We start from the raw sequence: 22,820 nt of genomic DNA, 5'->3' as shown, positions 1-22,820 counted from the left end.
TCTGTTCAGGTTCAGGCAGACAGCGTGATGAACTCAGGCCAGCGGAGAGGCACGGGGGTTGAGCGCCGGCCAGAGTTGGCGCGGCGTGGCGTGGTAGTCGGCGGGTGGCGGCAGCAGGCCGGCCAGCAGTATCGGCGGGTTGTGCAGCTGCGGCGGGTAGCCGGGCAAGGCCAGCAGTGGCGCGGCACCGGAGCAGCACCAGCAATTCATCATGCTGGCGCTGTCGTCGCTTTGCGGGCCGAGGTCGATCTTGGCCAGGGCCTGGACGTCGACCTTGGCCTTGTTGGCCATGCTGGAACAGAAGGCCCCCCACAGCAGCTGCTCGGCCGGGCCCTTGGGCGCGGCGGAAGACAGCGGCATGGCCAGCAGGTTGAACAGCACTGCAAGGCAGGCTATCCAGGCGATGTGCCGACGTGGGGGCATGGAGAGATCCGGTCAGGAATCGTGGTGGGTATTGTAAGGCGGAGTATAGGTAAAAATGGCGGGGTGCGGTGAAGTGACGCAGGCCGGGCCCTTCGAGGGGCAGCTTTGCAGCCCGATCGCCGGCAAGCCAGCTCCCACAGGGACCGCACAGATTTCAGGGCCTGTGGTAAACCTGTGGGAGCTGGCTTGCCGGCGATGAAGATCAAGGTACCCTCAAGCCTTGTTGCGGCCCATCAACCCTCGCACGGTCTCCTGCAGGTCCGCCGGCAGCACCACCACCTTGGCATTGCTGCTGCCCGCCAGGTTCTCCATGGCCCCCACATAGCGCTCGCCCAGCAGGTACATCGCCGGTACGGTCTCGTTGCCGACCGCGTCCTTGACCAGCGAAATCGCCCGCGCCGAGGCCTCGGCCAGGCTGATCTGCGCTTCGGCATCCAGCCTGGCAGCCTGCAAGCGTGCTTCTGCTTCCAGGATCGCCGCCTGCTTGGCTCCTTCGGCACGGGTTACGTCGGCCTTGCGTTCACGCTCGGCTGCCGCCTGGCGCTCCATGGCCAGTTGCATGTTTTCCGAGGGCTTGATGTCCTGGATTTCCACCGAGCGTACGGTCACACCCCAGTCTTCGGTCTGCTCGGACATCGCCTCGCGCAGGCGCGCCTTGATCTGCTCGCGGCTGGACAGCGCTTCGTCCAGGTCCATGGCCCCGACGATGGCGCGCAGCGAGGTCATGGTCAGGCTGGTGACGGCGAACGAGAAGTCCTGCACGCCATAGGAGGCCTTCTGTGGGTCGACCACCTTTGCGAAGCACAGGGCGTTGGCCACGATTACGGCGTTGTCCCGGGTGATGATTTCCTGCTGCTGCACATCGAGGATGATGTCCTTGGTGGGCAGGCGGTAGGCGACCACGTCCATGTACGGGATGACGATGTTCAGGCCGGGCTTGAGCGTGCTCTGGTAGCGGCCCAGGCGCTCGACGACCCATTCTTCGCCCTGGGGCACGATGCGCACCCCCTTGAACACGGTGATCAGGACGAACAGCGCGATGGCGACGACGACGATGAGGCTGGTCATGATGCGAAATTCCTTTTAGTGCGGATTCAGGCCCGAATGACCCGGGCGGTGTTCCCTTCGATGGCGGTCAGGCGTACCCGCTCGCCGGCCGCGATCTCGCTATCGGCGATGCAGGTCCATTCCTCGTTGCCGAGGATAGGCTTCTGGAAGCGCACACGGCCTTTTTGAAACTCCGATACACCAGCAGTCAGCAGCCCCACTTCACCGATCACGCTTTCGGCGGTCCAGCGCACGTCGGGTTGCTTGCGCCGGAACAGCTTGAACCACAGTGCCGTGGTGACTGACGACATCAGCACCCACAGCAGCACCTGCATGTCCAGTTGCAGGCTGGGGGCGGCCAGCGAAATGAGCGATACCAGCACGGCGCCGATGCCGAACCAGAGGATGAAGAACGTCGGCAGGACCAGTTCGAGCAGGATCAGCGCGATGCCGAAGACCAGCCAGATCCACCATTGCATTTCCATATGGGTAGCGCCTTCCGGGGGGGAGTGCCGAGTTTAAGGTAGCAGTGCGGCACATGGCCACTTCATGGTTTGCAAGAAAAGTCCGAAATGGCTGTAGGAGCAACTGTCTTGTGCAAATACATGAAAGTTGCCGCGTCCCCTGTGGGAGCGGGTTCACCCGCGAACACCGGCGAAGCCGGTGCCATGCACCGCGTTGATTTCTTCGCGGGTAAACCCGCTCCCACAGGGATCTGCGGTGCGCTTACGGAATTTGTTATCCGCGCAGGTCGAGCGCCGCAGCCAGGTCGGCTGGCGAATCGAATGCCCGGTTCACATCCGGCAAAGCCGGTCGCTTCAGGATCAGCACAGGTATCCCCAGCTCCCGCGCCACCTCCAGCTTCGGTTCGGTCGCTACGCTGCCACTGTTCTTGCTGATCAGCACATCGATCTTGCGGCGCTGGAACAACGCCCGCTCCTCCTCGATATGGAACGGCCCGCGCGCGCCAATCACTTCGCAGCGATCGTTGCCAGGGCACGTTTCCAACGCACGCAAGGTCCAGAACTGCTCCAGCGGTATCTCGTCCAGATGTTGCAGCGGCTCACGCCCCAGCGTGAACAATGGCCTGCGAAACGGCTTGAGTGCCTCGATCAACCCCGCCCAGTCCTCGACCTCGCGCCAGTCGTCCCCCGCTTGTGTCTGCCAGGCCGGGCGGCGCAAGGCCCAGCACGGAATACCGGCCAAGCGTGCGGCGTTGGCCGCGTTGCGGCTGATCTGCGCGGCATAGGGATGGGTAGCATCGATCAGCAACGTGATGCCTGCATCGTGCAGGTAGTTCGCCAGCCCTTCGGCACCGCCAAAGCCGCCGACCCGAACCTGGCATTGCAGGTCCTGCGGCACCCGGCCGATGCCCGCCAGGCTGTAGACATGCTGCGGGCCCAGGCGGCGAGCGATGGCCAGGGCTTCGGTGACGCCGCCCAGCAGCAGGATGCGCCCGTTCATTGCACACCCGCCCGGCCGACGATGCCACCCTGGCGATCGATGGCGAACACCTCCACCTGCACCTGTGCCGGCACCACGCTGCGGGCGAAGGCCAGGGCGTGGGCGCACACCGCGTCACCCAAGGGAATGCCGGCTGCATGGGCCAGTGCCAGGGCCTGTTGGCTGGTGTTGGCAGTAATGATCGATGCCTGCAGCGCAGCGTCGGCGCCGATGTCCGCCGCCCAGCCGGCCAGTTGCGGCAGGTCGATGCTGGAATGACGGCTGTGCAGGTCCATGTGCCCGGCAGCCAGCTTGCTGATCTTGCCGAAACCGCCGCACAGGGTCAGGCGTGGCACCGGTACCTTGCGCAGGTGCTTGAGCACCGCACCGACGAAGTCGCCCATTTCGATCAGGGCTATTTCTGGCAGGCCATAGACGCGGCGCATGGTGTCTTCGCTGGCGTTGCCAGTGCATGCAGCGATATGCGTGTAGCCGTTGGTGTGGGCGACGTCGATGCCCTGGTGGATCGAGGCAATGTAGGCCGCGCAGGAAAACGGCCGCACGATGCCGCTGGTGCCGAGGATCGACAGACCGCCAAGGATGCCCAGCCGCGGGTTCATGGTCTTCAGGGCCAGTTGCTCGCCACCCTGCACATTGACCGTTACCTCGAAGCCACCGGGATAGCTGCATTCGTCCGCCAGGCGTTGCAGGTGTTCGCTGATCATGCGCCGTGGCACCGGGTTGATGGCCGGCTCACCCACCGCCAGCACCAGCCCCGGGCGGGTCACGGTGCCGACGCCGGTGCCGGCGACAAAACGGATGCCAGGTTCGGCCAGCAGGCGAACCTGGCTATAGAGCAGGGCGCCGTGGGTCACGTCCGGGTCGTCGCCGGCGTCCTTGAGCGTGCCCGCTTCGGCACCTTGGCTGGTGAGGCGGCAGAACTCCAGGCGCATCTGCACCACCTTGCCCTTGGGCAGGGTGATGCTGACGGCGTCGTTGCTCTCGCCACCGAGCAGCAAGCGTGCTGCCGCCAGGCTGGTGGCGGTGGCGCAGCTGCCGGTGGTCAGGCCGCTGCGCAGGGGGGCGGGCTGTTCGCGGGTTTCTTCACGCATTGGCGGGTTTCACCACGTCCAGCAAGGTGATCGGCAGCGCCTGGCGCCAAGTGTCGAACGCGCCCAATGGCTGGGCATGGGCGACATGGACGCGGGTCAGCTCGCCGCCGTGGCGTTCACGGAAATGCGCCAGGGCCAGTTCGCTTTGCAAGGTCACCGCATTGGCTACCAGCCGGCCGCCGGGGCGCAGGTTTGCCCAGCACAGGTCGAGCACACCTTCGCGGGTGACGCCGCCACCGATGAAGATCGCATCCGGTTGCTCCAGGCCCTCCAGCGCCGCCGGTGCCTTGCCGCGGACCAGGTGCAGACCGGGTACACCCAACGCATCGCGGTTGTGTTCGATGAAGCCCTGGCGGCCTTCGTCGGCCTCGATGGCCAAGGCGCGGCAGGCCGGGTGGGCGCGCATCCATTCGATGCCGATCGAGCCGCAGCCGGCGCCCACGTCCCACAGCAGTTCGCCGGGCTGTGGTGCCAGGCGGGCCAGGGTAATGGCGCGGACGTCGCGCTTGGTCAGCTGGCCGTCATGCCGGAAGGCGCTGTCCGGCAGCCCGGCCAGCCGGTGCAGGCGCGGCGCCTCGGGCGTGGCCAGGCACTCGATGGCTACCAGGTTGAGCGCGGCGACGTCGCTGTGCGGCCAGCCCTGGGCGGTGCCGGCCAACTCACGTTCGTCCACGCCACCCAAGTGTTCGAAGACTCGCAGGCGGCTTGGCCCGAAGCCCCGCTCGCGCAGCTGCGTGGCAATTGCTGCCGGGCTGTCGCCGTCGTTGCTCAGCACCAGCAGGCGCACACCGCTGTGCAGATGGGCATTGAGCGCTGCCAGGGGCCGAGCGACCAGCGATACCACCTGCACGTCCTGCAGTGGCCAGCCCAGGCGGGCGGCGGCCAGGGCGCAGGAGGAGGGCATCGACAGCACGCGTATTTCAGCGGCGGGCAGTTGGCGCGCCAGGCTGGCACCGACGCCGTAGAACATCGGGTCGCCGCTGGCCAGCACGCATACTGGCTCACCGCGCAGAGCCAGGACCGGGGCCAGCGAGAACGGGCTTGGCCAGCCCAGCCGTTCGCCGGCCACGCAGCGTGGCAGCAAGGCCAGCTGGCGCGGGCTGCCGAAGATCCGCGCAGCGCCCAGCAGCGCGCGCCGGGCCTGCTTGCCCAGGCCGCTGAAGCCGTCTTCGCCGATACCTACTACTGTCAGCCAGGGTGCCATGTATCTCATTCCGCCATTTTTGGGGCCGCTGCGCGCCCCTTCGCGGGCTCGCCCGCTCCCACAGGTACAGCGCAGCCGTTGAGGGCAGCGGTGATCCTGTGGGAGCGGGCATGCCCGCGAAGGAAGGCGACGCGGTCCTTAATTTCTACTCGATCGTCGATGATGCTCGACCACCGGCTTTTCATGCCGCCGGACAAAGCAGGCATAATACCGCGCCTTCTACACTCAAGCGCATTTTCACAGATTGCCGGACGCCCCTTTGACCCAGGCCCATGCCTCCCATGTATCGCCCCGTCCCTCGGCCTGCCCGGGGTTGTGGCGCATCGTCAGTGCCCGTGATGGCGGCATCTGCCGCATCAAGCTGCCGGGCGGCCTGCTGCTGGCCGACCAGGCCGACGCAGTGGCGGCGGCTGCCGAGCGTTTCGCTGGTGGCGTGATCGAGGCCACCAACCGCGGCAACCTGCAGATTCGCGGCATCGGCAGCGAGCATCGCGGCCTGGTCGAGACACTGCTCGCTGCCGGCCTGGGCCCACGTGATGCCGCCGGTGACGATGTGCGCAACCTGATGCTCAGCCCGCTGGCCGGGCATGACCCGGCGATGCTGCTGGACGCTCGGCCGCTGGCCGGGCAGATCCTCGACCTGCTGGAAGGCACTCCGCGTTTTCACCAGTTGTCGGCCAAGTTCGCCGTGCAGCTGGATGCCGGCGAAAACCTGGCCATGCTCGAACACCCCCATGACCTGTGGCTGTCGGCCCTGCGCCTGGGGCAGCAGACCTGGCTGGCGTTTGGCCTGGCGGGTTGCCCGGCAGACGGCCAGGTGCTCGGTGCGGTCCCGGCGGACCAAGGCCTGGCACTGGTGCGTGCGGTGCTGGAGCGCTTCCTCGACCTGGCCACCCCGGCACAGTCGCGCATGCGCCAGTTGCTCGAGGTGTGTTCGGCAACCGATTTCATCGACGGACTCGGCCTGGCCATCCGCCGCGACGCCGCCGTGCTCGCATGGCGGCGTGAACCGCGCAGCGTCTCGTGGCTGGGCGTCCTGCCCCAGGCGCAGAGCGTCGCCTTGGGCGTTGCCCCGCCGCAGGGGCGCCTGACCCCGGCCATGCTGCGTGGCGCTGCGCGCGTTGCCCGTGAACATGGCGATGGCAGCCTGCGCCTGAGCCCCTGGCAAAGCCTGGTGCTGACCAACCTGCAAGCGCAACACATTGACCACGCCCAGGCCGGGTTGTCCGCACTGGGCCTGCTATGCCATGACCATGAGCCACTGGCCCGCATAAGCGCCTGTACCGGCGCCAGTGGCTGTGCCAAGGCCCTGGGCGAGACCAAGGCCGACGCCGTCACCCTGGCTGCACTGCTCGGCCCTGGCGTGCCCGGCAGCGTGCACTTGTCCGGTTGCCCCCGATCCTGTGCCGTGGCCCATGTTGCCCCGGCCACCCTGCTGGCCCGTGCGCCGGGCCGTTACGACCTGTACCTGCGTGATGCGCGCTTGCCGGGCTTCGGCGCCCTGCGCGCCACCGACCTTACCTTGAATGAAGCAGGCGCCATGCTCGACCTGCCGACGGAGCACCTTGATGATTGACTACATCCGCGATGGTCAGGAGATCTATCGCAATTCCTTCCGGATCATCCGCGAGGAAGCCCGACTCGAGCGGATCCCCGCAGACCTCGAAAAGCTCGCCGTGCGCGTGATCCACGCCTGTGGCATGGTCGACGCCATCGATGGCCTGCAGTTCTCCGAAGGTGCCGGCCGGGCCGGGCGCGAGGCGTTGCTGAACGGCGCGCCGATCCTGTGTGATGCGCACATGGTCGCCGAAGGTATTACCCGCGCCCGGCTGCCCGCCGACAACAAGGTCATCTGCACCCTGCGCGACCCGAGCGTACCGGGCCTGGCGAAAGACGCCGGCAACACCCGTTCCGCCGTGGCCCTGGAACTGTGGCGACCGCACCTGGAAGGCAGTGTGGTGGTGATCGGCAACGCGCCTACCGCACTGTTCTACCTGCTGGAAATGCTCGACGCCGGCGCCCCGAAACCAGCACTGATCCTCGGTTTCCCGGTCGGCTTCGTCGGTGCCGCCGAGTCCAAGGCGATGCTCGCCGCCGACAGCCGTGGCGTGCCGTTCGTGATCATGCAGGGCCGCCTGGGCGGCAGCGCGATGGCCGCCGCCGCGGTCAACGCCCTCGCCACGGAGGTGGAATGATGGTGCCGCGTGGACGTCTGCTGGGCCTGGGCGTGGGCCCTGGCGACCCTGAACTGATTACCCTCAAGGCCTTGCGCCTGCTGCGTGAAGCGCCCGTGGTCGGCTACTTCGTGGCCAAGGGCAAGCGCGGCAACGCCTTCGGCATCATCGAGGCGCACCTGCAGCCCGAGCAGACCTTGCTGCCGCTGGTCTACCCGGTAACCACCGAAGCGCTGCCAGCGCCGCTGTCCTATGAACAGGTGATCAGCGACTTCTACGACGAGGCCAGCGTGCAGGTAGCCGAGCACCTGGATGCCGGCCGCGACGTGGCGGTGATCTGTGAAGGCGACCCGTTCTTCTATGGTTCCTACATGTACCTGCACGACCGCCTGGCGCAGCGCTACGAGGCCGAAGTGATCCCCGGCGTCTGCTCGATGCTTGGTGGCGCCTCGGTACTGGGCGCGCCGCTGGTGTATCGCAACCAGAGCCTGTCGGTGCTGTCTGGCGTGTTGCCGGCCGAAGAACTCAAGCGTCGCCTGGCCGACGCCGACGCGGCGGTGATCATGAAGCTGGGGCGCAACTTCCCCAAGGTGCGCGAAGTGCTGGCCGAACTGGGCCTGGACGGGCGTGCGCTGTATGTGGAGCGGGCGACCATGGCCAACCAGAAAATCGTGCCGCTGGACCAGGTCGACCCACAGTCGTCGCCGTACTTCTCGCTGATCATCGTGCCGGGTGAAAAATGGCAGGGCTGAACATGCACCAGGCACCGGCGATCGTCATCCTTGGCCAGGGCAGCCTGGCCACGGCGCAGCGTATCCAGCAGTGTTATCCACAAGCATCGATCCATGGCCTGGAAGGCCGGGTCGAGGGTGCCGACCTTTGCTACACCGCGTTTGGCGATACCCTGCGTGGGCTGTACCAGCAGAACACGCCGATCATCGCCCTGTGCGCCGCGGGTATCGTCATCCGCAGCCTGGCCAGCCTGCTCAGCGAGAAAGGTGTCGAGCCGCCGGTACTGGCCGTGGCCGAAGACGGCAGTGCCGTAGTGCCGTTGCTCGGTGGCCTTGGCGGTGTGAACGTGATGGCGCGCGAAATCGCTGAAGCACTGGGCGTTGCTGCGGCAATTACCACCAGCGGCGAGTTGCGTTTTGGCACCTGTCTGCTGAACCCGCCGCAAGGCTATGCTCTGGCGGATATCGAGCAAGGCAAGCGCTTTGTCTCCGACCTGCTGGCTGGCGAGGCGGTGCGCATCGAAGGTGATGCGCCGTGGCTGCAGCAGGCGCAGTTGCCTGCCAGCGAGGCGGCCCGGCGTACCATCCATGTGGGGCACCAGGCGCGCCCGGCCAGCCGCGACGAGCTGCTGATCCACCCGCGTTCGGTGGTAGTGGGTGTTGCTGGCGGCAGCCTGGCCAGTATCCGGGCGGCATTACAGCAGGCCGGCATCGCCGAGCCTGCAGTGGCCTGCCTGCTGGCTGACGAGCAAGCCATGGCCGACAGCGCCCTGCACGAGGCCGCACAGGCCCTGGGGGTTGCCTTGCGCTTTGCTGCCAGGACGCATGATCTGGCCGGGATGGTTGCTGCGGCATTGCCTGCTGCGCAGCTGATCGAGGTGGCAGACGTGGTCATCGCGGTGGCGCCTGCCCCGGTCGAGGTGGCGCAGATCGGTCGCCGTCGGGGTCGCCTGGCGGTCATCGGCCTGGGGCCCGGTGCAGCCGAGCTGATGGTGCCGGCGGTCAAGGCCGAGCTGGCGCGGGCCGAGGATGTGCTCGGTTACGAAACCTACGTGCGCATGGCCGGCCCGTTCCGTGACGACCAGGTACTGCACTGCACCGACAACCGTGAAGAGATGCAGCGTGCCCGGCATGCCTTCGAACTCGCGGCTCAGGGCCGTTCGGTGGTGGTGGTTTCGTCGGGCGACCCGGGGGTGTTCGCCATGGCGGCTGCGGTACTTGAAGCGCTGCACGAGTCCACGGACCCGGCTTGGCACCGGGTGGATCTCGAGATCCTGCCAGGGGTGTCGGCCTCGCTCGCGACGGCCGCACAGGCGGGCGCGCCGCTGGGGCATGACTTCTGTGTGATGTCGCTGTCCGACAACCTCAAGCCGTGGTCGATCATTGAAAAGCGCCTGGACCTGGCGGCCCAGGCCGACCTGGTGCTGGCATTCTACAACCCGATTTCCAAGGCCAGGCCGCACCAGCTTGGGGCAGCGCTGGAGGTCGTGCGTCGGCACCGCGAGGGTAACACGCCTGTAGTCCTTGGCCGTGACATCGGTAGGCCGGGGCAGACGCTGAAGGTCGTCACATTGGCCGAACTGCTGCCGGAAATGGTCGACATGCGCACCATGGTGCTTGTCGGCTCATCTACAACCTGCGTGTTTCCTCGCTTGTCGGGCGGGGTGTGGGCCTACACCCCGCGTTGGTACCCGTCGGCCGACTAGTTGCACCGGAAACCCTTCAGCGCGCTGCATCCTGGGCGCGCTGGCTAAGGTGGTCGCCCCTGACTCGGGGGGCAACCATCTAGGAGTTTCCACATGTCCACAGAAACACAAGTCACTGCGACCGACACAGCCATCCTGGTCGAAGGCAACCTGCTGGCCTGCGGCGCAGGCATGTCTTCGCAAAGCCGTCATGACGTAAAGAACGCCTTCCACTTTGCCACCTTGGTGGCTGACAAGTCCTTCGATGCCGAAAAACAGAGCAGGGAGTGGTACGACCGGTTCATCGATGTCATGCGTGATCTTGGCTTTACCATCCCTCGTCGCACCTTCGAGCTGGAAACCTCTGCCGAGTTGTCTGTCACCGTAGGCGCTGTCGCTATACGGGCGATCGGTGCGGTCGGCAATGCAGTGCTGGGTGGTACCAAGTTGGGTGTGCTGGCCAAGGCGGCTTTCGACAAACTCACCACCGTCGAAAATGACGTCAAGGTGGTCGATCACAAGCGCAAGAACAAGGTCAGGGGCATGGTCGGGATGGCCGCCTGCGTCGAAACCGACAACAACGATGTGGTCATGGTGGTGAGCTGCATCCAGGCCTCTGCCCCCAAACTGGAGGATGACATCCTGGGTATCCAGTGGAAGCTGGAAAAAACCGAGTACTACGCCGGCATGGCTGTGCTCACCCTCAACACTTTCGTCTACGACAAGGTCCGCGAAACCGTGGAAAACAAACTCGGCGTGCGCAGCGTCGAGAACGTTCTCCAGTACGACTTCTGATTGCAGGGCGGCGTTGTTGCAACGCCGCTTTGTTCGGCTCTTTGTGACGAGGCAATGCAATGGACAGAACAGCTGAACAACTGATGTTGATTGGCGGGACTGCATTACTGTATCGCGCGGACGCTGGCCAGATTCAACGCCAGGCTGCCTTCGACTCCATCCTTTACGCCCAGTTGGTGGCCAACAGGAATGCGGGGTCACGCTTTGACAACTATGAAGCCTGGTATGACGCCTATCGCGAGGCATACCGGCAACTGGGCTGGATCAAGCTGGCCAGTACGCATGACTTGAAACAGCTGGGGCAGCCCGCGCGCAGCGCGCAGATACAGCCACTCGAGGCGTGGCTGAAGATGCGCTCGATCGGTCATGAGGCTGTGCTGGCTGCAGTAAGAAGTGGCCTGGGCCGATCGATCGAAGGTTTTCGTCACCAGTTGAAGTTCAGCACGCAGGGTTCGCAACTGGTGATCGAGCTTGGCTTGCTCAAGCCGGGCCCGACCCTCGATCTTTGCAGTATCACCTTCCAATTCGACGCACCGATCGCCGGCATACCCCAGGACATGCTGCTGGTCGAAAAGGCGCTGGAGGGGGAAGCCGGGTTCAATGGCGTTTCCTTGCAGCTGGATAACGGGCGTTTCCAACACCAGCGAGATGAGCTGGAGGCATTGATGAAAACCAAGGATGCACAAGGGGAGTATCGGTTCGACCTGCATTAGGCAATGGCTATGGCGCCAGGTAGCCTTTGATACCGGTAAAGATAATTTGCGCAGCCAGGGCGCAGACGAACAGCCCCATCAGCCGGCTGACGATCTGCAGGCCCTGGTCGCCGAGGATGCGCTCGATACGGTGTGACAGGTACAGCACCAGGCCGACGGTGAAGCTGGCCAGGGCGATGCTGATGATGGCCAACAGCTTGTCGTCCCAGTGCGGGTGACCGACGCCCATTACCAGCAGTGCACCGATGGTGCCCGGGCCGACGGTGAGCGGGATGGTCAGCGGCACGATGGTGACATCCTGCTGCACGTTGTCGGCCTGTACCGCAGACTTGCCTTGGGCCATGCCCAGTGCCGAAATGAACAGCACACTGCCAGCGCCGATGCGGAAGGCGTCGGCGGTGATGCCGAAGATGCCGAAGATCGCCCGACCGAACAGGTACAGCAGGACACTGGCGATGAGTGCGGCGATGGCCACCTTCCATGCCAGCTGCTTGCGCTCCTTGCTGGAATGGCCGCGGGTCAGGCTGATGAAGCACGACAGCACGAAGAACGGGCTGTAGAGCACGAGCATTTTCAGGTAGACGCTGAACAACTCATGGAGCATGGGGGCTAGTCCAGGCAGTTATGGCTGGGCAGAGTTTATCAGCAGATTCTGTTGATAGCCTGTACCGGCCCTTTCGCGGGTGAACCCGCTCCCACAGGGATAGCATTGCCTTCAGGCCTTATGCAGTACCTGTGGGAGCGGGTTCACCCGCGAAAAGGCCGGCACAGGCGCCTCAGATCAGGAACTATGCACCGGATCCACCTTGGCTTCCCGGTGATTGGCCCAGTACTGGATCAGCTCTCGCAACTGCGACAGTTCCACCGGTTTGGCCATGTGCCCGTCCATGCCCGCCAGGCGGGCGCGTTCCTTGTGTTCGGCAAGTATGTGCGCGGTCAGCGCCACCACCGGGGTGCGCTGGCGCTGGTTGGCGGCTTCCCAGGCACGCAGCTGCTGGGTGGCCGAGAAACCGTCAAGTATCGGCATTTCGCAGTCCATCAGCACCAGGTCATAGCGCTGCGCCTTCATCGCCTGCAAGGCCTCTTCACCATTGCTGGCGGTGTCGGGCTCGAGGTTGAGCTTGCCAAGCATGCCGCGGATCACCTTGGTCGAGATGCTGTTGTCCTCGGCGACCAGCACGCGGAAGTCGTCGGGCAGGTCCAGTGCCTGGGGGATGCCAGGCAAACTGGCCGGTACGGCTTGCTCGCGGCCGCGCTGGGCCAGCTCTTCGGCCAGGGTGGTTTTCAGTGTGTAGCCGGCCACCGGCTTGGCGAGGATCCGCTTGACCCCTGCGTTGCGCGCAATGACCTTGCTCGGCGCGTTGCTGATGCCGGTGAGCATCACCACCAGGATGTCGTGGTTCAGGCTCGGGTCTTCCTTGATCTTGGCGGCCAGCTGCATGCCGGTCATGCCTGGCATGTTCTGGTCCAGCAGCACGGCATCGAAGTAGTCGCGCAGGTGGGCTTTGGTGCGCAGCAGGGCCAGTGCTTCCTTGCCCGACGGGACCGCGCTGACGTTCATGCCCCAGGCGCTGCACTGCTGTACCAGCACCTTGCGGCAGGTGTCGTTGTCGTCCACCACCAGTACGCGAGCATCACGCAGCGGGCTGTCGAGGTCGGCCGGTGGCTGTTCCAGGCGCGAAGGGTCGAGCGGTAGGGTCAGCCACAGGGTATTGCCCATGCCGGTGCTGCTCTTGATGCCGAACTCGCCCTGCATCAGCCCGATCAGCTGCTTGGCGATGACCAGCCCCAGGTGGCCGCCCAGCTTGTTGCTGGACAGGAAGTGGTGGCTGTGCAACTCGGCCTGCAGCAAGGCTTCGCGGTCAGCGGCCGGCAACGGTTCGCCGCTGTCCTGGACGGCGATGCGCAGGCGCGGTACCTCGCCGCGCTGGTCCAGCGCCACTACCAGCAGGATCTCGCCCTGGTCGGTGTTTTTCAGGGCATTCTCCAGCAGGCTCGACAAGGCCTGGCGCAGGCGCGTCGGGTCGCCGCTGATCACCCGTGGTACCTGCGGTTGGGTGAAGCTGATCAGTTCGATGTTCTGCTGTTCGGCCTTGGCGCGGAAGATGTTCAGGCAATCTTCGATCAGCGCGTTGAGGTCGAACTGCACGTCATCGAGTTCGATCTGCCGGGATTCCAGCTTGGAAATGTCGAGAATCTCGTTGATCAGCGTCAGCAGTTCGTTGCCGGCGCTGTGAATGGTCTGCACGTAGTCGCGTTGCTTGACCGACAGCGGCGTGCCCAGAAGCAGCTCGGTCATGCCCAGCACACCGTTCATGGGGGTACGGATTTCGTGGCTGATCTTGGCCAGGAACTCGGCCTTGGCGTTGATTTCGGCATCGCTGGCGGCCAGTGCGCGGCTGGCGCTGAAGCGCTCCTCGCTAATGCGCCGCAGGCGTTCACTGACGGCCAGGTTGAGCAGCAGGCCGCTGGCCACGGTCAGGCCCAGCAGGATGCACAGCAGCCAGGGCGTCGAGGTACGGGTCAGGCCCAGTAGCGCTGGCAGCAGCACCAGGCCACCGAGGTTGAACACCACCATGGCCAGGCTGAACAGACGTGCGGGCGCATAGCCCTTGTACCAGTGGTAACTGCTGACCAACAGCATGCTCACGCTGCCCAGGGCCATCAGGGCGTAGGTCATCAGGTTGAGGGGCAGGGTGTCGACGAACAGCAGCACCAACCCGCTCACCCCGACCAGCAGCATCTCGCCCTGCAGCAGGCGGTTTAGCCGTGGCGAGTTGCATGGCGAGAAGAAGTGCTGGGTGAAACCCAGCCCCGCCAGGCCGGCCAGGACCAGCGTCAGGTATGCGGCGGGTGTTTGCGCGCTATGCCAAACGTGCCACCAGGGGCCGCTGAGGTTCAGCAGGATCAGGCCGCTGAGCAGCATCAGGCCGTGGTACAGCGCCAGGATCAGGGTGGTGCTGGAGCGGCTGTAGATGAAGCGGATCAGGTTGTGCATGATCAGCATCACCAGGCCGCCGAACAGCATGCCGAACAGCAGTGGCTGGCGCTGGTCGGAGGCTGCCACGGCCGCAGGCTCCAGGCTGATGGCCGGGCGCAACTGGTGCTCGGAAACCAGGCGCAGGTAGATATCCAGGGGTTGCTTGCTGTTGGGCAGGGGTAGTACATGGTCGCTGCCACGCAGGGTCGGGCTGGCATTGCCTGCCTGGCGCCCGTGGTGCAGCTGACGCAGAAGCTTGTCGCCCTCGAGGGCGTAGAGGTCCAGGCCAGAAAGGTCTGGGGCGAAAACCCGCAGCAGTTTTTCCTGCTCGCCGGGCTCCAGGCGGTAGTGCAGCCACAGGGCCTGTTCCGCAGGAGCGGCATCCAGGTCGGCAAGTACCAGCGGGCTGAACTGGTTGCGGTAACGATCGGAGCGCACGTCGCTCAGTTGCAGGTTGGCCTGTTCGTCGAGCATAACGGCCCAGCCTCCGTCATGTTCGGCCGCCGCCGGGAACATGCAGAGCAAGGTCAGCAAGCTGACGATCAGAGCTGAGGCAATCCGAAGCCGACGCACTACGAAATCCCTTCTTAGCCTAGGTGCCGGGTACTAACTATGCGCGGCGCGCCAAGTCGAAGGCAAGGCCCCTTGGGGCCCTGTCGACGAGCCGGATGCCGCAGGCGCAAGGTGCTGGGGCGCGCTGCGGACGTCCGGTACAACTTACTGCTGGTGCTCACCGCGTTCGCGGGCGATGGCCCGGTAGCCGATATCGGTGCGGTAGAAACTGCCGTTCCAGCTGATTTCCTTGGCCAGGCGGTAAGCCTGCTGCTGTGCGTCGGCAACGGTGCTGCCCATGGCGGTGGCACACAGCACGCGCCCGCCGTTGGTGGTCACCTTGCCATCCTTCAGTGCGGTACCGGCATGGAACACCTTGCCTTCGATCTTCGCGGCAGCGTCCAGGCCGTTGATCACGTCACCCTTGGCGTAGTCGCCCGGGTAGCCGCCGGCAGCCAGTACCACGCCCAGGCTCGGGCGCGGGTCCCACTGTGCTTCGACCTTGTCCAGCGCCTTGGCGAATGCGGCCTCGACCAGCAGCACCAGGCTAGACTCCAGGCGCAGCATGACCGGCTGGGTTTCTGGGTCGCCGAAGCGGCAGTTGAACTCGATGACCTTGGGGTTGCCCGCCTTGTCGATCATCAGGCCGGCGTAGAGGAAGCCGGTGTAGACGTTGCCTTCCTCGGCCATGCCGCGCACGGTCGGCCAGATCACCTGGTCCATCACGCGCTGGTGAACTTCGGCGGTGACTACCGGGGCAGGGGAGTAGGCACCCATGCCGCCGGTGTTCGGGCCGGTGTCCTGGTCGCCGACACGCTTGTGGTCCTGGCTGGTGGCCATGGGCAGCACGTTCTGGCCGTCGACCATGACGATGAAGCTGGCTTCCTCGCCGTCGAGGAACTCCTCGATCACCACGCGGGAGCCCGCATCGCCGAAGGCGTTGCCGGCCAGCATGTCACGCACGGCGGCTTCGGCTTCTTCCAGGGTCATGGCGACGATCACGCCCTTGCCCGCGGCCAGGCCGTCGGCCTTGATCACGATCGGCGCGCCTTTTTCCTGCAGGTAGGCCAGCGCCGGCTCGATTTCGGTGAAGTTCTGGTAGTCGGCGGTCGGGATCTTGTGACGCGCCAGGAAGTCCTTGGTGAAGGCCTTGGAGCCTTCCAGCTGGGCCGCGCCCTTGGTCGGACCGAAGCAGTCCAGGCCGCGGCTGCGGAACAGGTCGACTACGCCGATGACCAGCGGTGCTTCTGGACCGACGATGGTCAGGTCGACGTTCTTCTCGGCGAAGTCAGCCAGTTGCTCCAGGGCACACACGTCGATGGCGACGTTCTCGCACTTGGCTTCAATGGCGGTGCCGGCGTTGCCCGGGGCAACGAAGACTTTCTCCACGCGTGGGTCCTGGGCGACTTTCCAGGCCAGGGCGTGCTCACGGCCGCCGCTGCCGATGATCAAAACTTTCATGTCAAAACCTCTGTTTGGCGGCAATCCTCGTACCCTGTAGGAGGTTCACCCGCGAATGCGGCGGTGAATCCAACATCGCATTCGCGGGTGAACCCGCTCCCACAGCTGCCTAGGATCGGCCGGCCATCTTGATTAGTGGCGGAAGTGGCGCATACCGGTGAAGACCATGGCGATGCCGGCTTCGTCAGCGGCAGCAATCACCTCGGCATCACGCATCGAACCACCTGGCTGGATCACGGCGCTGATACCCACTTTAGCCGCATTGTCGATGCCATCACGGAACGGGAAGAACGCATCCGACGCCATGACTGCACCCTGCACCTGCAGGCCGGCATGCTCGGCCTTGATTGCAGCAATGCGCGCGGAGTTGACGCGGCTCATCTGGCCGGCGCCGACGCCGATGGTCTGGCGCTGCTTGGCGTAGACAATGGCGTTGGACTTGACGAACTTGGCCACTTTCCAGGCGAACACCAGGTCGTTGATCTCTTGCTCGGTTGGCGCACGCTTGGTGACGATCTTCAGGTCATCGGCAGTGATCATGCCGATATCGCGGCTCTGCACCAGCAGGCCACCGTTGACGCGCTTGAAGTCCCAACCGGCAGCGCGCTCGGCTGGCCACTCGCCGCACTCCAGCAGGCGTACGTTCTGCTTGGCGGCAACCACTTCGCGGGCAGCCTGGGAAATTTTCGGGGCGATGATCACTTCGACGAACTGGCGGTCGACGATGGCCTTGGCGGTTTCGCCGTCCAGTTCGCGGTTGAAGGCGATGATGCCGCCGAACGCCGACTCGGTGTCGGTGGCATAGGCCAGGTCGTAAGCCTTGCGGATGCCGCCTTCGTCTTCAGGTACCACGGCCACGCCGCACGGGTTGGCGTGCTTGACGATGACGCAGGCCGGCTTGACGAAGCTCTTCACGCACTCCAGCGCGGCATCGGTGTCGGCCACGTTGTTGAACGACAGTTCCTTGCCCTGCAGCTGGACGGCGGTGGAAACGCTGGCTTCGCCTTTCTTCACTTCTACATAGAACGCCGCGCTCTGGTGCGGGTTTTCGCCGTAGCGCATTTCCTGGGCCTTGACGAACTGGCTGTTGAAGGTGCGCGGGAACTCGCTGCGGCCTTCAGTGCTCAGGGTTTCTTTGGCCTGGTCGATGGTGCCCATGTAGTTGGCGATCATGCCGTCGTAGGCAGCAGTGTGCTCGAACGCCTTGAGCATCAGGTCGAAGCGCTGGGCGTAGGTCAGGCCACCGGCCTTGAGGCCTTCGATGATGCCGGCGTAGTCGCTGGCGTTGACCACGATGGCCACGTCCTTGTGGTTCTTGGCAGCCGAGCGGACCATGGTCGGGCCGCCGATATCGATGTTCTCGATGGCGGTCGGCAGGTCACAGCCAGGCTTGGAGATGGTGGCTTCGAACGGGTACAGGTTGACTGCTACCAGGTCGATCGGCTTGATGCCGTGCTCGTTCATGATGGCGTCGTCGGTGCCGCGACGGCCGAGGATGCCACCGTGGATTTTCGGGTGCAGGGTCTTGACCCGGCCATCCATCATTTCGGCGAAGCCGGTGTAGTCGGCCACTTCCACCGCATTGACGCCGTTGTCCTTGAGCAGCTTGTAGGTGCCGCCGGTGGACAGGATCTCGACACCGAGCTGCTGCAGCTCACGGGCGAATTCGAGGATACCGGTCTTGTCGGAGACGCTGATCAGGGCGCGGCGGACTGGCAGGCGGGTAGTCTGGTCGGTCATTTCGGGTTCCAATAACGCGGTGGAGTCAGCAAAAAAGGCGCCTCTGTTCAGGGAGCCGCCTTTTCTGGTTGGGATTCTGGCTTACAACAAGTCGTACTGCTTGAGCTTCTTGCGCAGGGTGCCTCGGTTCAGTCCGAGCATCTCGCTGGCCTTGGTCTGGTTGCCCTTCACGTAGTTCATCACGCTTTCGAGCAGGGGCGCCTCGACTTCGGAGAGCACCAGGTTGTACACGTCCGTCACGGTCGCGCCTTCCAGGTGGGCGAAGTAGTTGTGCAGCGCCTTCTCGACGCTGTCGCGAAGGGTCTGGCCCTCCTCGCTCGGCGTGTTGAGGTGCTGTTTCAGGTTGGCGTTGTCGCTCACGGGCGTTGTTCCACTCACAAATGTCTCGGTCATCATCGTCATGCGGCCACCCCTCGTCCGTCCTCTGTCTCAAGGCTCTGTCGACGTTCGCTGAAAAACGCGCGAACGTTGGCGCACTGCGCTTGTGTGTCTTCCAAAGCGTTGAACCGGGAGCGAAACTCCTTGCCGCCGGGTCGTGTTGCCAGGTACCAGCCAACGTGCTTGCGGGCGATACGTACGCCCATCACATCGCCATAGAAGGCATGCAGCGCGGCCAGGTGCTCCAGCAGGATGCGTTCCACTTCCTCCAGCTGCGGCGCTGGCAGGTGTTCGCCAGTGCGCAGGTAATGCTCGATCTCGCGAAAGATCCATGGCCGCCCCTGGGCGGCCCGGCCGATCAACAGGCCATCGACCCCGGTGGCGTCCAGCACCGCCCGGGCCTTTTCTGGCGAGGTGATATCGCCGTTGGCAAAAACCGGAATCGACACCGCCTGCTTGATGGCAGCGATGGTGTCGTATTCGGCTTCGCCGGTGTACAGGTCGGCGCGTGTGCGGCCATGCACCGCCAGCGCCTGGATGCCGGCCTGCTCGGCAATCTTCGCCACGTTCAGGCCGTTCTTGTTCGCCCGGTCCCAGCCGGTGCGGATCTTCAGGGTCACCGGGACGTCCACGGCGCCGACCACGGCGTGGAGAATCTCGCTGACCAAGGCTTCATCTCTCAATAAAGCAGAGCCTGCGGCTTTGTTGCAGACTTTTTTTGCCGGGCAGCCCATGTTGATATCAATGATCTGGGCGCCTGCTTCGACGTTGGCCTTTGCCGCCGCTGCCATCATCTGCGCATCACCACCGGCGATCTGTACCGAGCGTGGCTCGGGATCACCTTCATGGATGCGGCGCAGGCTCGACTTGCGGCTGTTCCAAAGGCTCATGTCACTGGAGACCATTTCCGACACCACCATGCCGGCGCCCAGGCGCTGGCAAAGTGTACGGAAAGGCTGGTCCGTGACCCCGGCCATGGGCGCGAGGATCAGGTTGTTACGTAGTGTGTATGGGCCGATGCGTACCGCCGACATAGGTGATCCCTGTTGTGGGGCCGAATCTTGGAGTTCGAAAAAGGGTTGGCATGATACCCGCTCTCGGTGACCGGATAAAGATGGATTTGGATAAAATCTGAACAGTTGTCGGCTTATGACTTTTGGTATGGGTGAGGAGCCAGGACCTTGCGCGGCCCCGGTGGGAGCGGGCCTGCCCGCGAACCAGGCGGCGCAATGGATGGCACGGGCTACGCCCGTGTTCGCGGGCGCGCCCGCTCCCACAGGGCTGCTGGTTATTCCGGCGAACGGAAGCTCAGGCTGTAATTAACGGCCTTCGGCCCTGGGTCGAGGATGTCCAGGGCGATATGGATCGGGGTCTGGCTTGGCATTTCGCCGCGCCCGGCCAGTTCGCCGGACAGGTATTCGCTGGGCTTGAAGCGACGGCTGGCGATCAGCTGGCCATTGAGGTCGGCGAAGCGCAGCTCCAGCAGCGGGAACGGCTGGGCGAACGGCGCGCGGTTGTAGATGATCGCATCGACGATCAGTGCGCCCTTGAAGTCCGGGTGGCTGCGTACTACCAGGTTGCTGCTCTTGATTCGAGCGATATCGACGCGGGTCGGCACTTCGCAGCCGACCAACGGGCAGACTTGCTGGAAGAGCGGCCGGTACTGGTCCTGGCGGGCCATTTCATCGAAGTGGAACCACACGTACTGGAACGCCAACAAGCCAGCAGCCAGCAGGGTCAGGAAGCCCCACAGCAGACGCTTGCCCCAGTTGGGCGCGGGTTTTTCCCAGCCCAGTTGCAGCGGGTCGTCGACCACGTCGACCAGCGGCTCCTTGCGCGCCGGGCGCTCGGCTTTGCCGGCAAGGCCTGGTTCCAGGCGTTCGCCGGGCAGCGGCTCGACAGGCTCGTCATCGCGCGCCGACAGGTGCAGCTCCAGCGGTTCGTCGTCGCGGGCGCTCAGGCCTTGTACCGGGGCTTCATCATCGCTGGCACGCAGCGGTTCGTTGAAATCGGGGTGGTCATCGATTTCGGCGGCGCGGTGCACCGGTGGTTCGTCGTCGATGTCCAGGTCCAGGTTGCCACCTAACGTCGGCTCGGTACGCTCGCCAGGGGCGGGCTTCAGGTCCTGCTCCAAGGGCTCCGGCTCTCGCAGCACGGGCGCGGTTTCTATCGCCGGTTGCGGCTCGAACGGCTCATCGGTTGCCGTACCGAACAGGTCGTCGGCATGTTCGTCCGGGTGCAGTTCGTCACGCCGCGCCTGCAGGCGGTCGTCCTGGCTTGCCGGGCGAGCCGAGGCCGGTTGGCCGCGGCGCTCCAGGCGCTCCAGTTCCATGTCGAGGTCGAGCGCGTCCAGCGCCTGGCTGGTGAGCGCCCAGTCCTCGTCCGGGGTGGTGCCGGATTCGCTTGCGACAGGCTCGGGTGCGATCACCGGTTCGGCCAGCGGCTCGGCAGGGGCGGCAGGCATCGGTGCCGGCACCGCAGGTGCGCTGGCTCCGCCGGCGCGGTTCTGCTCCAGCAGCTGCTTGGCGGCGTTGAACACCTGCAGGCAGTGGCCGCAGCGCACTACACCGCGGGCCACGCTCAACTGGTGGTGGGTGACGCGAAAGCTGGTCTGGCAATGCGGGCACTGGGTGACGAAACTGTCGGTCATGCGGCAATCCGGGAGCTGTGCAGAAAAGTATTCTAGGCCCGCTTAGCGGCGGCGACCACTGATGCGCACCCAGCCATCGCGCACGACGATCGGGTCCAGTTCGAAGTCGGCGGCATAGGCTGCGGCCACCTCCTCACCTTGTTCGGCGAGGATGCCCGACAGCGCCAGCAGGCCACCAGGGCGGACCAGGCCGGATAGTTGCGGTGCCAGCGACACCAGTGGGCCGGCGAGGATATTGGCGACCAGCACATCGGCCTGCATGGCCGGCATGTTCACCGGCAGGTACAGCGCCAGCTTCTCGTCGGCGATGCCGTTGCGCTGGGCGTTGTCGCGCGAAGCCTCGATGGCCTGTACGTCGATGTCGGTACCGACCGCCTCACGGGCGCCCAGCAGCAACGCGGCGATGGCCAGAATGCCCGAGCCGCAGCCGAAGTCCAGCACCTGGGTGCCTTCGAGCTGCTGGCCGTCGAGCCATTCCAGGCACAGGGCGGTGGTGGGGTGGGTACCGGTGCCGAACGCCAGGCCCGGGTCGAGCAGCAGGTTCACCGCGTCCTGTTCCGGGGCCTCGTGCCAGCTTGGCACGATCCACAGGCGGCGGCCGAAGCGCATCGGCTGGAAGTTGTCCATCCAGCTGCGTTCCCAGTCCTGGTCCTCGATCACCTCGGCCTGGTGCTCGGGCAGCTCGGCGCCGGTCAGCAGGCGCAGGTGGGCGAATACCTGCTCAGGGTCGGCATCGGCCTCGAACAGGGCCAGCAGGTGGGTGTGCGACCACAGCGGAGTGGTGTTGAGGTCTGGCTCGAAGATCGGTTGATCCTCGGCGTCCATGAACGTGACCGAGACGGCACCCACTTCGAGCAGGGCATCTTCGTAGGTTTCGGCTTGTTCCGGGCTGATGGCCAGGCGTACTTGCAGCCAGGGCATGGCGGGCACCTTTGGTAAATCGACAGGGGCAGCCCTAGGCTGCGCGAAGGCTGGCAGTTTACGCGAGTGCGGGGGGTTTGTAGAGGAGGCCGGGCACGGACATTGTGAGGGCTACTGCCTTGCACAACATTGAAATCCTGGCATGCACCCTGTGGGAGCGGGCGCGCCCGCGAACACGGGCGAAGCCCGTGCCATCCACCGCGGTGCTTGCTTCGCGGGCATGCCCGCTCCCACAGAAACTGTGGTGCATCAGACAAAACAGAGGGAAAGCGACTCAGCTATATAAGCAGGCTTCTCTTCTCCCTCGATCTCCAGCGTGGCAATCGCCTTTAGCAGCCATTGCCCTGGTCTCTTTTCCGTCACTTCGGCCAGGTCCACCTTCAGCCGTACCTGGCTGTCGACCTTGACCGGCTGGATGAACCGCACGCTGTCCAGCCCATAGTTCACCACCATCTTCAGCCCTTCCGGCAGAACCAGGATGTCCTCGATCAGCTTGGGAATCAGCGACAATGTCAGGAAACCGTGGGCGATGGTGCTGCCGAACGGGGTTTTTGCCGCCTTTTCCGGGTCAACATGGATGAACTGGAAATCGCCCGTGGCTTCGGCGAACAGGTTGATGCGTTGCTGGTCGATCTTCAGCCAGGCCGAGCGGCCCAGTTCCTTACCAACGTACTGCGAAAGCTCTGTAACCGGTACATGGGGCATCGCGGACTCTCCGGGTTGTCAGTTGGTACGAAAGTGCAAGATCAGCACGGCGAACCGTTTCAGTCAAGTTGCACGTTTTTCGACGAATATCGGTATATGACGGCAC

At 64.7% G+C, this 22,820-nt stretch carries 21 protein-coding genes; 6 read left to right on the top strand and 15 right to left on the bottom strand.

The genetic code is table 11. The features are described 5' to 3' along the window. Nucleotides 1-33: 33 nt before the first annotated feature. The 6 genes from QN085_RS22865 to QN085_RS22840 all read right to left on the bottom strand — a co-directional run bounded on the left by QN085_RS22865 (nucleotide 34) and on the right by QN085_RS22840 (nucleotide 5,229). The gene (locus tag QN085_RS22865; protein WP_024087799.1) at nucleotides 34-423 is read right to left on the bottom strand and encodes a DUF2946 domain-containing protein; all 390 of its coding nucleotides are present in this window, start codon (nucleotides 421-423) and stop codon (nucleotides 34-36) included. Nucleotides 424-636: 213 nt separating this feature from the next. Beyond that, a complete protein-coding gene (locus QN085_RS22860; protein ID WP_013974384.1) occupies nucleotides 637-1,491 on the bottom strand; it encodes an SPFH domain-containing protein in 855 nt (284 codons plus the stop codon). A 26-nt stretch (nucleotides 1,492-1,517) separates the two neighbouring features. Then, nucleotides 1,518-1,955, bottom strand: coding sequence for an NfeD family protein (locus QN085_RS22855; protein WP_003257542.1), 438 nt, complete (start codon nucleotides 1,953-1,955; stop codon nucleotides 1,518-1,520). 253 nt (nucleotides 1,956-2,208) lie between these two features. Continuing rightward, complete coding sequence (locus QN085_RS22850) at nucleotides 2,209-2,934, bottom strand: cobalt-precorrin-6A reductase (protein WP_013974383.1); 726 nt, start codon at nucleotides 2,932-2,934, stop codon at nucleotides 2,209-2,211. Next, nucleotides 2,931-4,025, bottom strand: coding sequence for a cobalt-precorrin-5B (C(1))-methyltransferase (locus tag QN085_RS22845; RefSeq protein ID WP_013974382.1), 1,095 nt, complete (start codon nucleotides 4,023-4,025; stop codon nucleotides 2,931-2,933). Before QN085_RS22845 ends, QN085_RS22850 begins: the two co-directional genes overlap by 4 nt. Continuing rightward, complete coding sequence (locus QN085_RS22840) at nucleotides 4,018-5,229, bottom strand: bifunctional cobalt-precorrin-7 (C(5))-methyltransferase/cobalt-precorrin-6B (C(15))-methyltransferase (RefSeq protein WP_013974381.1); 1,212 nt, start codon at nucleotides 5,227-5,229, stop codon at nucleotides 4,018-4,020. Before QN085_RS22840 ends, QN085_RS22845 begins: the two co-directional genes overlap by 8 nt. A gap of 244 nt (nucleotides 5,230-5,473) precedes the next feature. On the opposite strand from QN085_RS22840, the gene cobG reads away from it, so the two are divergent. The 6 genes from cobG to QN085_RS22810 all read left to right on the top strand — a co-directional run bounded on the left by cobG (nucleotide 5,474) and on the right by QN085_RS22810 (nucleotide 11,327). Next, on the top strand, nucleotides 5,474-6,805 hold the full coding sequence (cobG, locus tag QN085_RS22835) for a precorrin-3B synthase (protein WP_024087797.1): 1,332 nt from the start codon (nucleotides 5,474-5,476) through the stop codon (nucleotides 6,803-6,805). Beyond that, complete coding sequence (locus tag QN085_RS22830; protein WP_003257545.1) at nucleotides 6,798-7,424, top strand: precorrin-8X methylmutase; 627 nt, start codon at nucleotides 6,798-6,800, stop codon at nucleotides 7,422-7,424. The genes cobG and QN085_RS22830 overlap by 8 nt, the downstream gene beginning before the upstream one ends. Further along, nucleotides 7,421-8,155, top strand: coding sequence for a precorrin-2 C(20)-methyltransferase (locus QN085_RS22825; RefSeq protein WP_013974378.1), 735 nt, complete (start codon nucleotides 7,421-7,423; stop codon nucleotides 8,153-8,155). The genes QN085_RS22830 and QN085_RS22825 overlap by 4 nt, the downstream gene beginning before the upstream one ends. Beyond that, nucleotides 8,143-9,840: a precorrin-3B C(17)-methyltransferase gene (gene cobJ, locus QN085_RS22820; protein ID WP_080708194.1), complete on the top strand. Its 1,698-nt coding sequence runs from the start codon at nucleotides 8,143-8,145 to the stop codon at nucleotides 9,838-9,840. Before QN085_RS22825 ends, cobJ begins: the two co-directional genes overlap by 13 nt. Nucleotides 9,841-9,933: 93 nt before the next feature. Beyond that, nucleotides 9,934-10,614 carry a hypothetical protein gene (locus QN085_RS22815; RefSeq protein ID WP_023662437.1) on the top strand — a complete coding sequence of 227 codons (681 nt, stop codon included), beginning with the start codon at nucleotides 9,934-9,936 and terminating at the stop codon, nucleotides 10,612-10,614. Nucleotides 10,615-10,673: 59 nt separating this feature from the next. Beyond that, nucleotides 10,674-11,327, top strand: coding sequence for a hypothetical protein (locus tag QN085_RS22810; protein ID WP_013974375.1), 654 nt, complete (start codon nucleotides 10,674-10,676; stop codon nucleotides 11,325-11,327). A 7-nt stretch (nucleotides 11,328-11,334) separates the two neighbouring features. Here QN085_RS22810 and tspR read toward each other — a convergent pair whose 3' ends face one another. From tspR to QN085_RS22765, 9 genes are all read right to left on the bottom strand, one after another. Next, on the bottom strand, nucleotides 11,335-11,931 hold the full coding sequence (gene tspR / locus QN085_RS22805; protein WP_013974374.1) for a type III secretion system genes modulator TspR: 597 nt from the start codon (nucleotides 11,929-11,931) through the stop codon (nucleotides 11,335-11,337). A 177-nt stretch (nucleotides 11,932-12,108) separates the two neighbouring features. Then, on the bottom strand, nucleotides 12,109-14,880 hold the full coding sequence (locus QN085_RS22800) for a hybrid sensor histidine kinase/response regulator (protein ID WP_023662383.1): 2,772 nt from the start codon (nucleotides 14,878-14,880) through the stop codon (nucleotides 12,109-12,111). 144 nt (nucleotides 14,881-15,024) lie between these two features. Beyond that, the gene (purD, locus tag QN085_RS22795; protein WP_013974372.1) at nucleotides 15,025-16,320 is read right to left on the bottom strand and encodes a phosphoribosylamine--glycine ligase; all 1,296 of its coding nucleotides are present in this window, start codon (nucleotides 16,318-16,320) and stop codon (nucleotides 15,025-15,027) included. Between the two features lie 132 nt (nucleotides 16,321-16,452). Then, nucleotides 16,453-18,060, bottom strand: coding sequence for a bifunctional phosphoribosylaminoimidazolecarboxamide formyltransferase/IMP cyclohydrolase (purH, locus tag QN085_RS22790; protein ID WP_023662384.1), 1,608 nt, complete (start codon nucleotides 18,058-18,060; stop codon nucleotides 16,453-16,455). Nucleotides 18,061-18,141: 81 nt separating this feature from the next. Beyond that, complete coding sequence (gene fis / locus QN085_RS22785; RefSeq protein ID WP_012274390.1) at nucleotides 18,142-18,462, bottom strand: DNA-binding transcriptional regulator Fis; 321 nt, start codon at nucleotides 18,460-18,462, stop codon at nucleotides 18,142-18,144. After that, nucleotides 18,459-19,472, bottom strand: coding sequence for a tRNA dihydrouridine synthase DusB (gene dusB, locus QN085_RS22780; RefSeq protein WP_023662385.1), 1,014 nt, complete (start codon nucleotides 19,470-19,472; stop codon nucleotides 18,459-18,461). Before dusB ends, fis begins: the two co-directional genes overlap by 4 nt. Nucleotides 19,473-19,726: 254 nt before the next feature. Beyond that, nucleotides 19,727-21,088: a DUF3426 domain-containing protein gene (locus tag QN085_RS22775; RefSeq protein ID WP_041506366.1), complete on the bottom strand. Its 1,362-nt coding sequence runs from the start codon at nucleotides 21,086-21,088 to the stop codon at nucleotides 19,727-19,729. Nucleotides 21,089-21,130: 42 nt separating this feature from the next. Continuing rightward, a complete protein-coding gene (prmA, locus tag QN085_RS22770; protein WP_041506367.1) occupies nucleotides 21,131-22,009 on the bottom strand; it encodes a 50S ribosomal protein L11 methyltransferase in 879 nt (292 codons plus the stop codon). Between the two features lie 249 nt (nucleotides 22,010-22,258). Continuing rightward, nucleotides 22,259-22,714, bottom strand: coding sequence for a MaoC family dehydratase (locus tag QN085_RS22765; RefSeq protein WP_023662892.1), 456 nt, complete (start codon nucleotides 22,712-22,714; stop codon nucleotides 22,259-22,261). Nucleotides 22,715-22,820 lie beyond the last annotated feature (106 nt).

Source organism: Pseudomonas sp. M2(2023) (assembly GCF_030263955.1).
GTDB lineage: Bacteria > Pseudomonadota > Gammaproteobacteria > Pseudomonadales > Pseudomonadaceae > Aquipseudomonas > Aquipseudomonas asiatica.
This window is presented reverse-complemented; position numbering and strand designations above follow the sequence as displayed.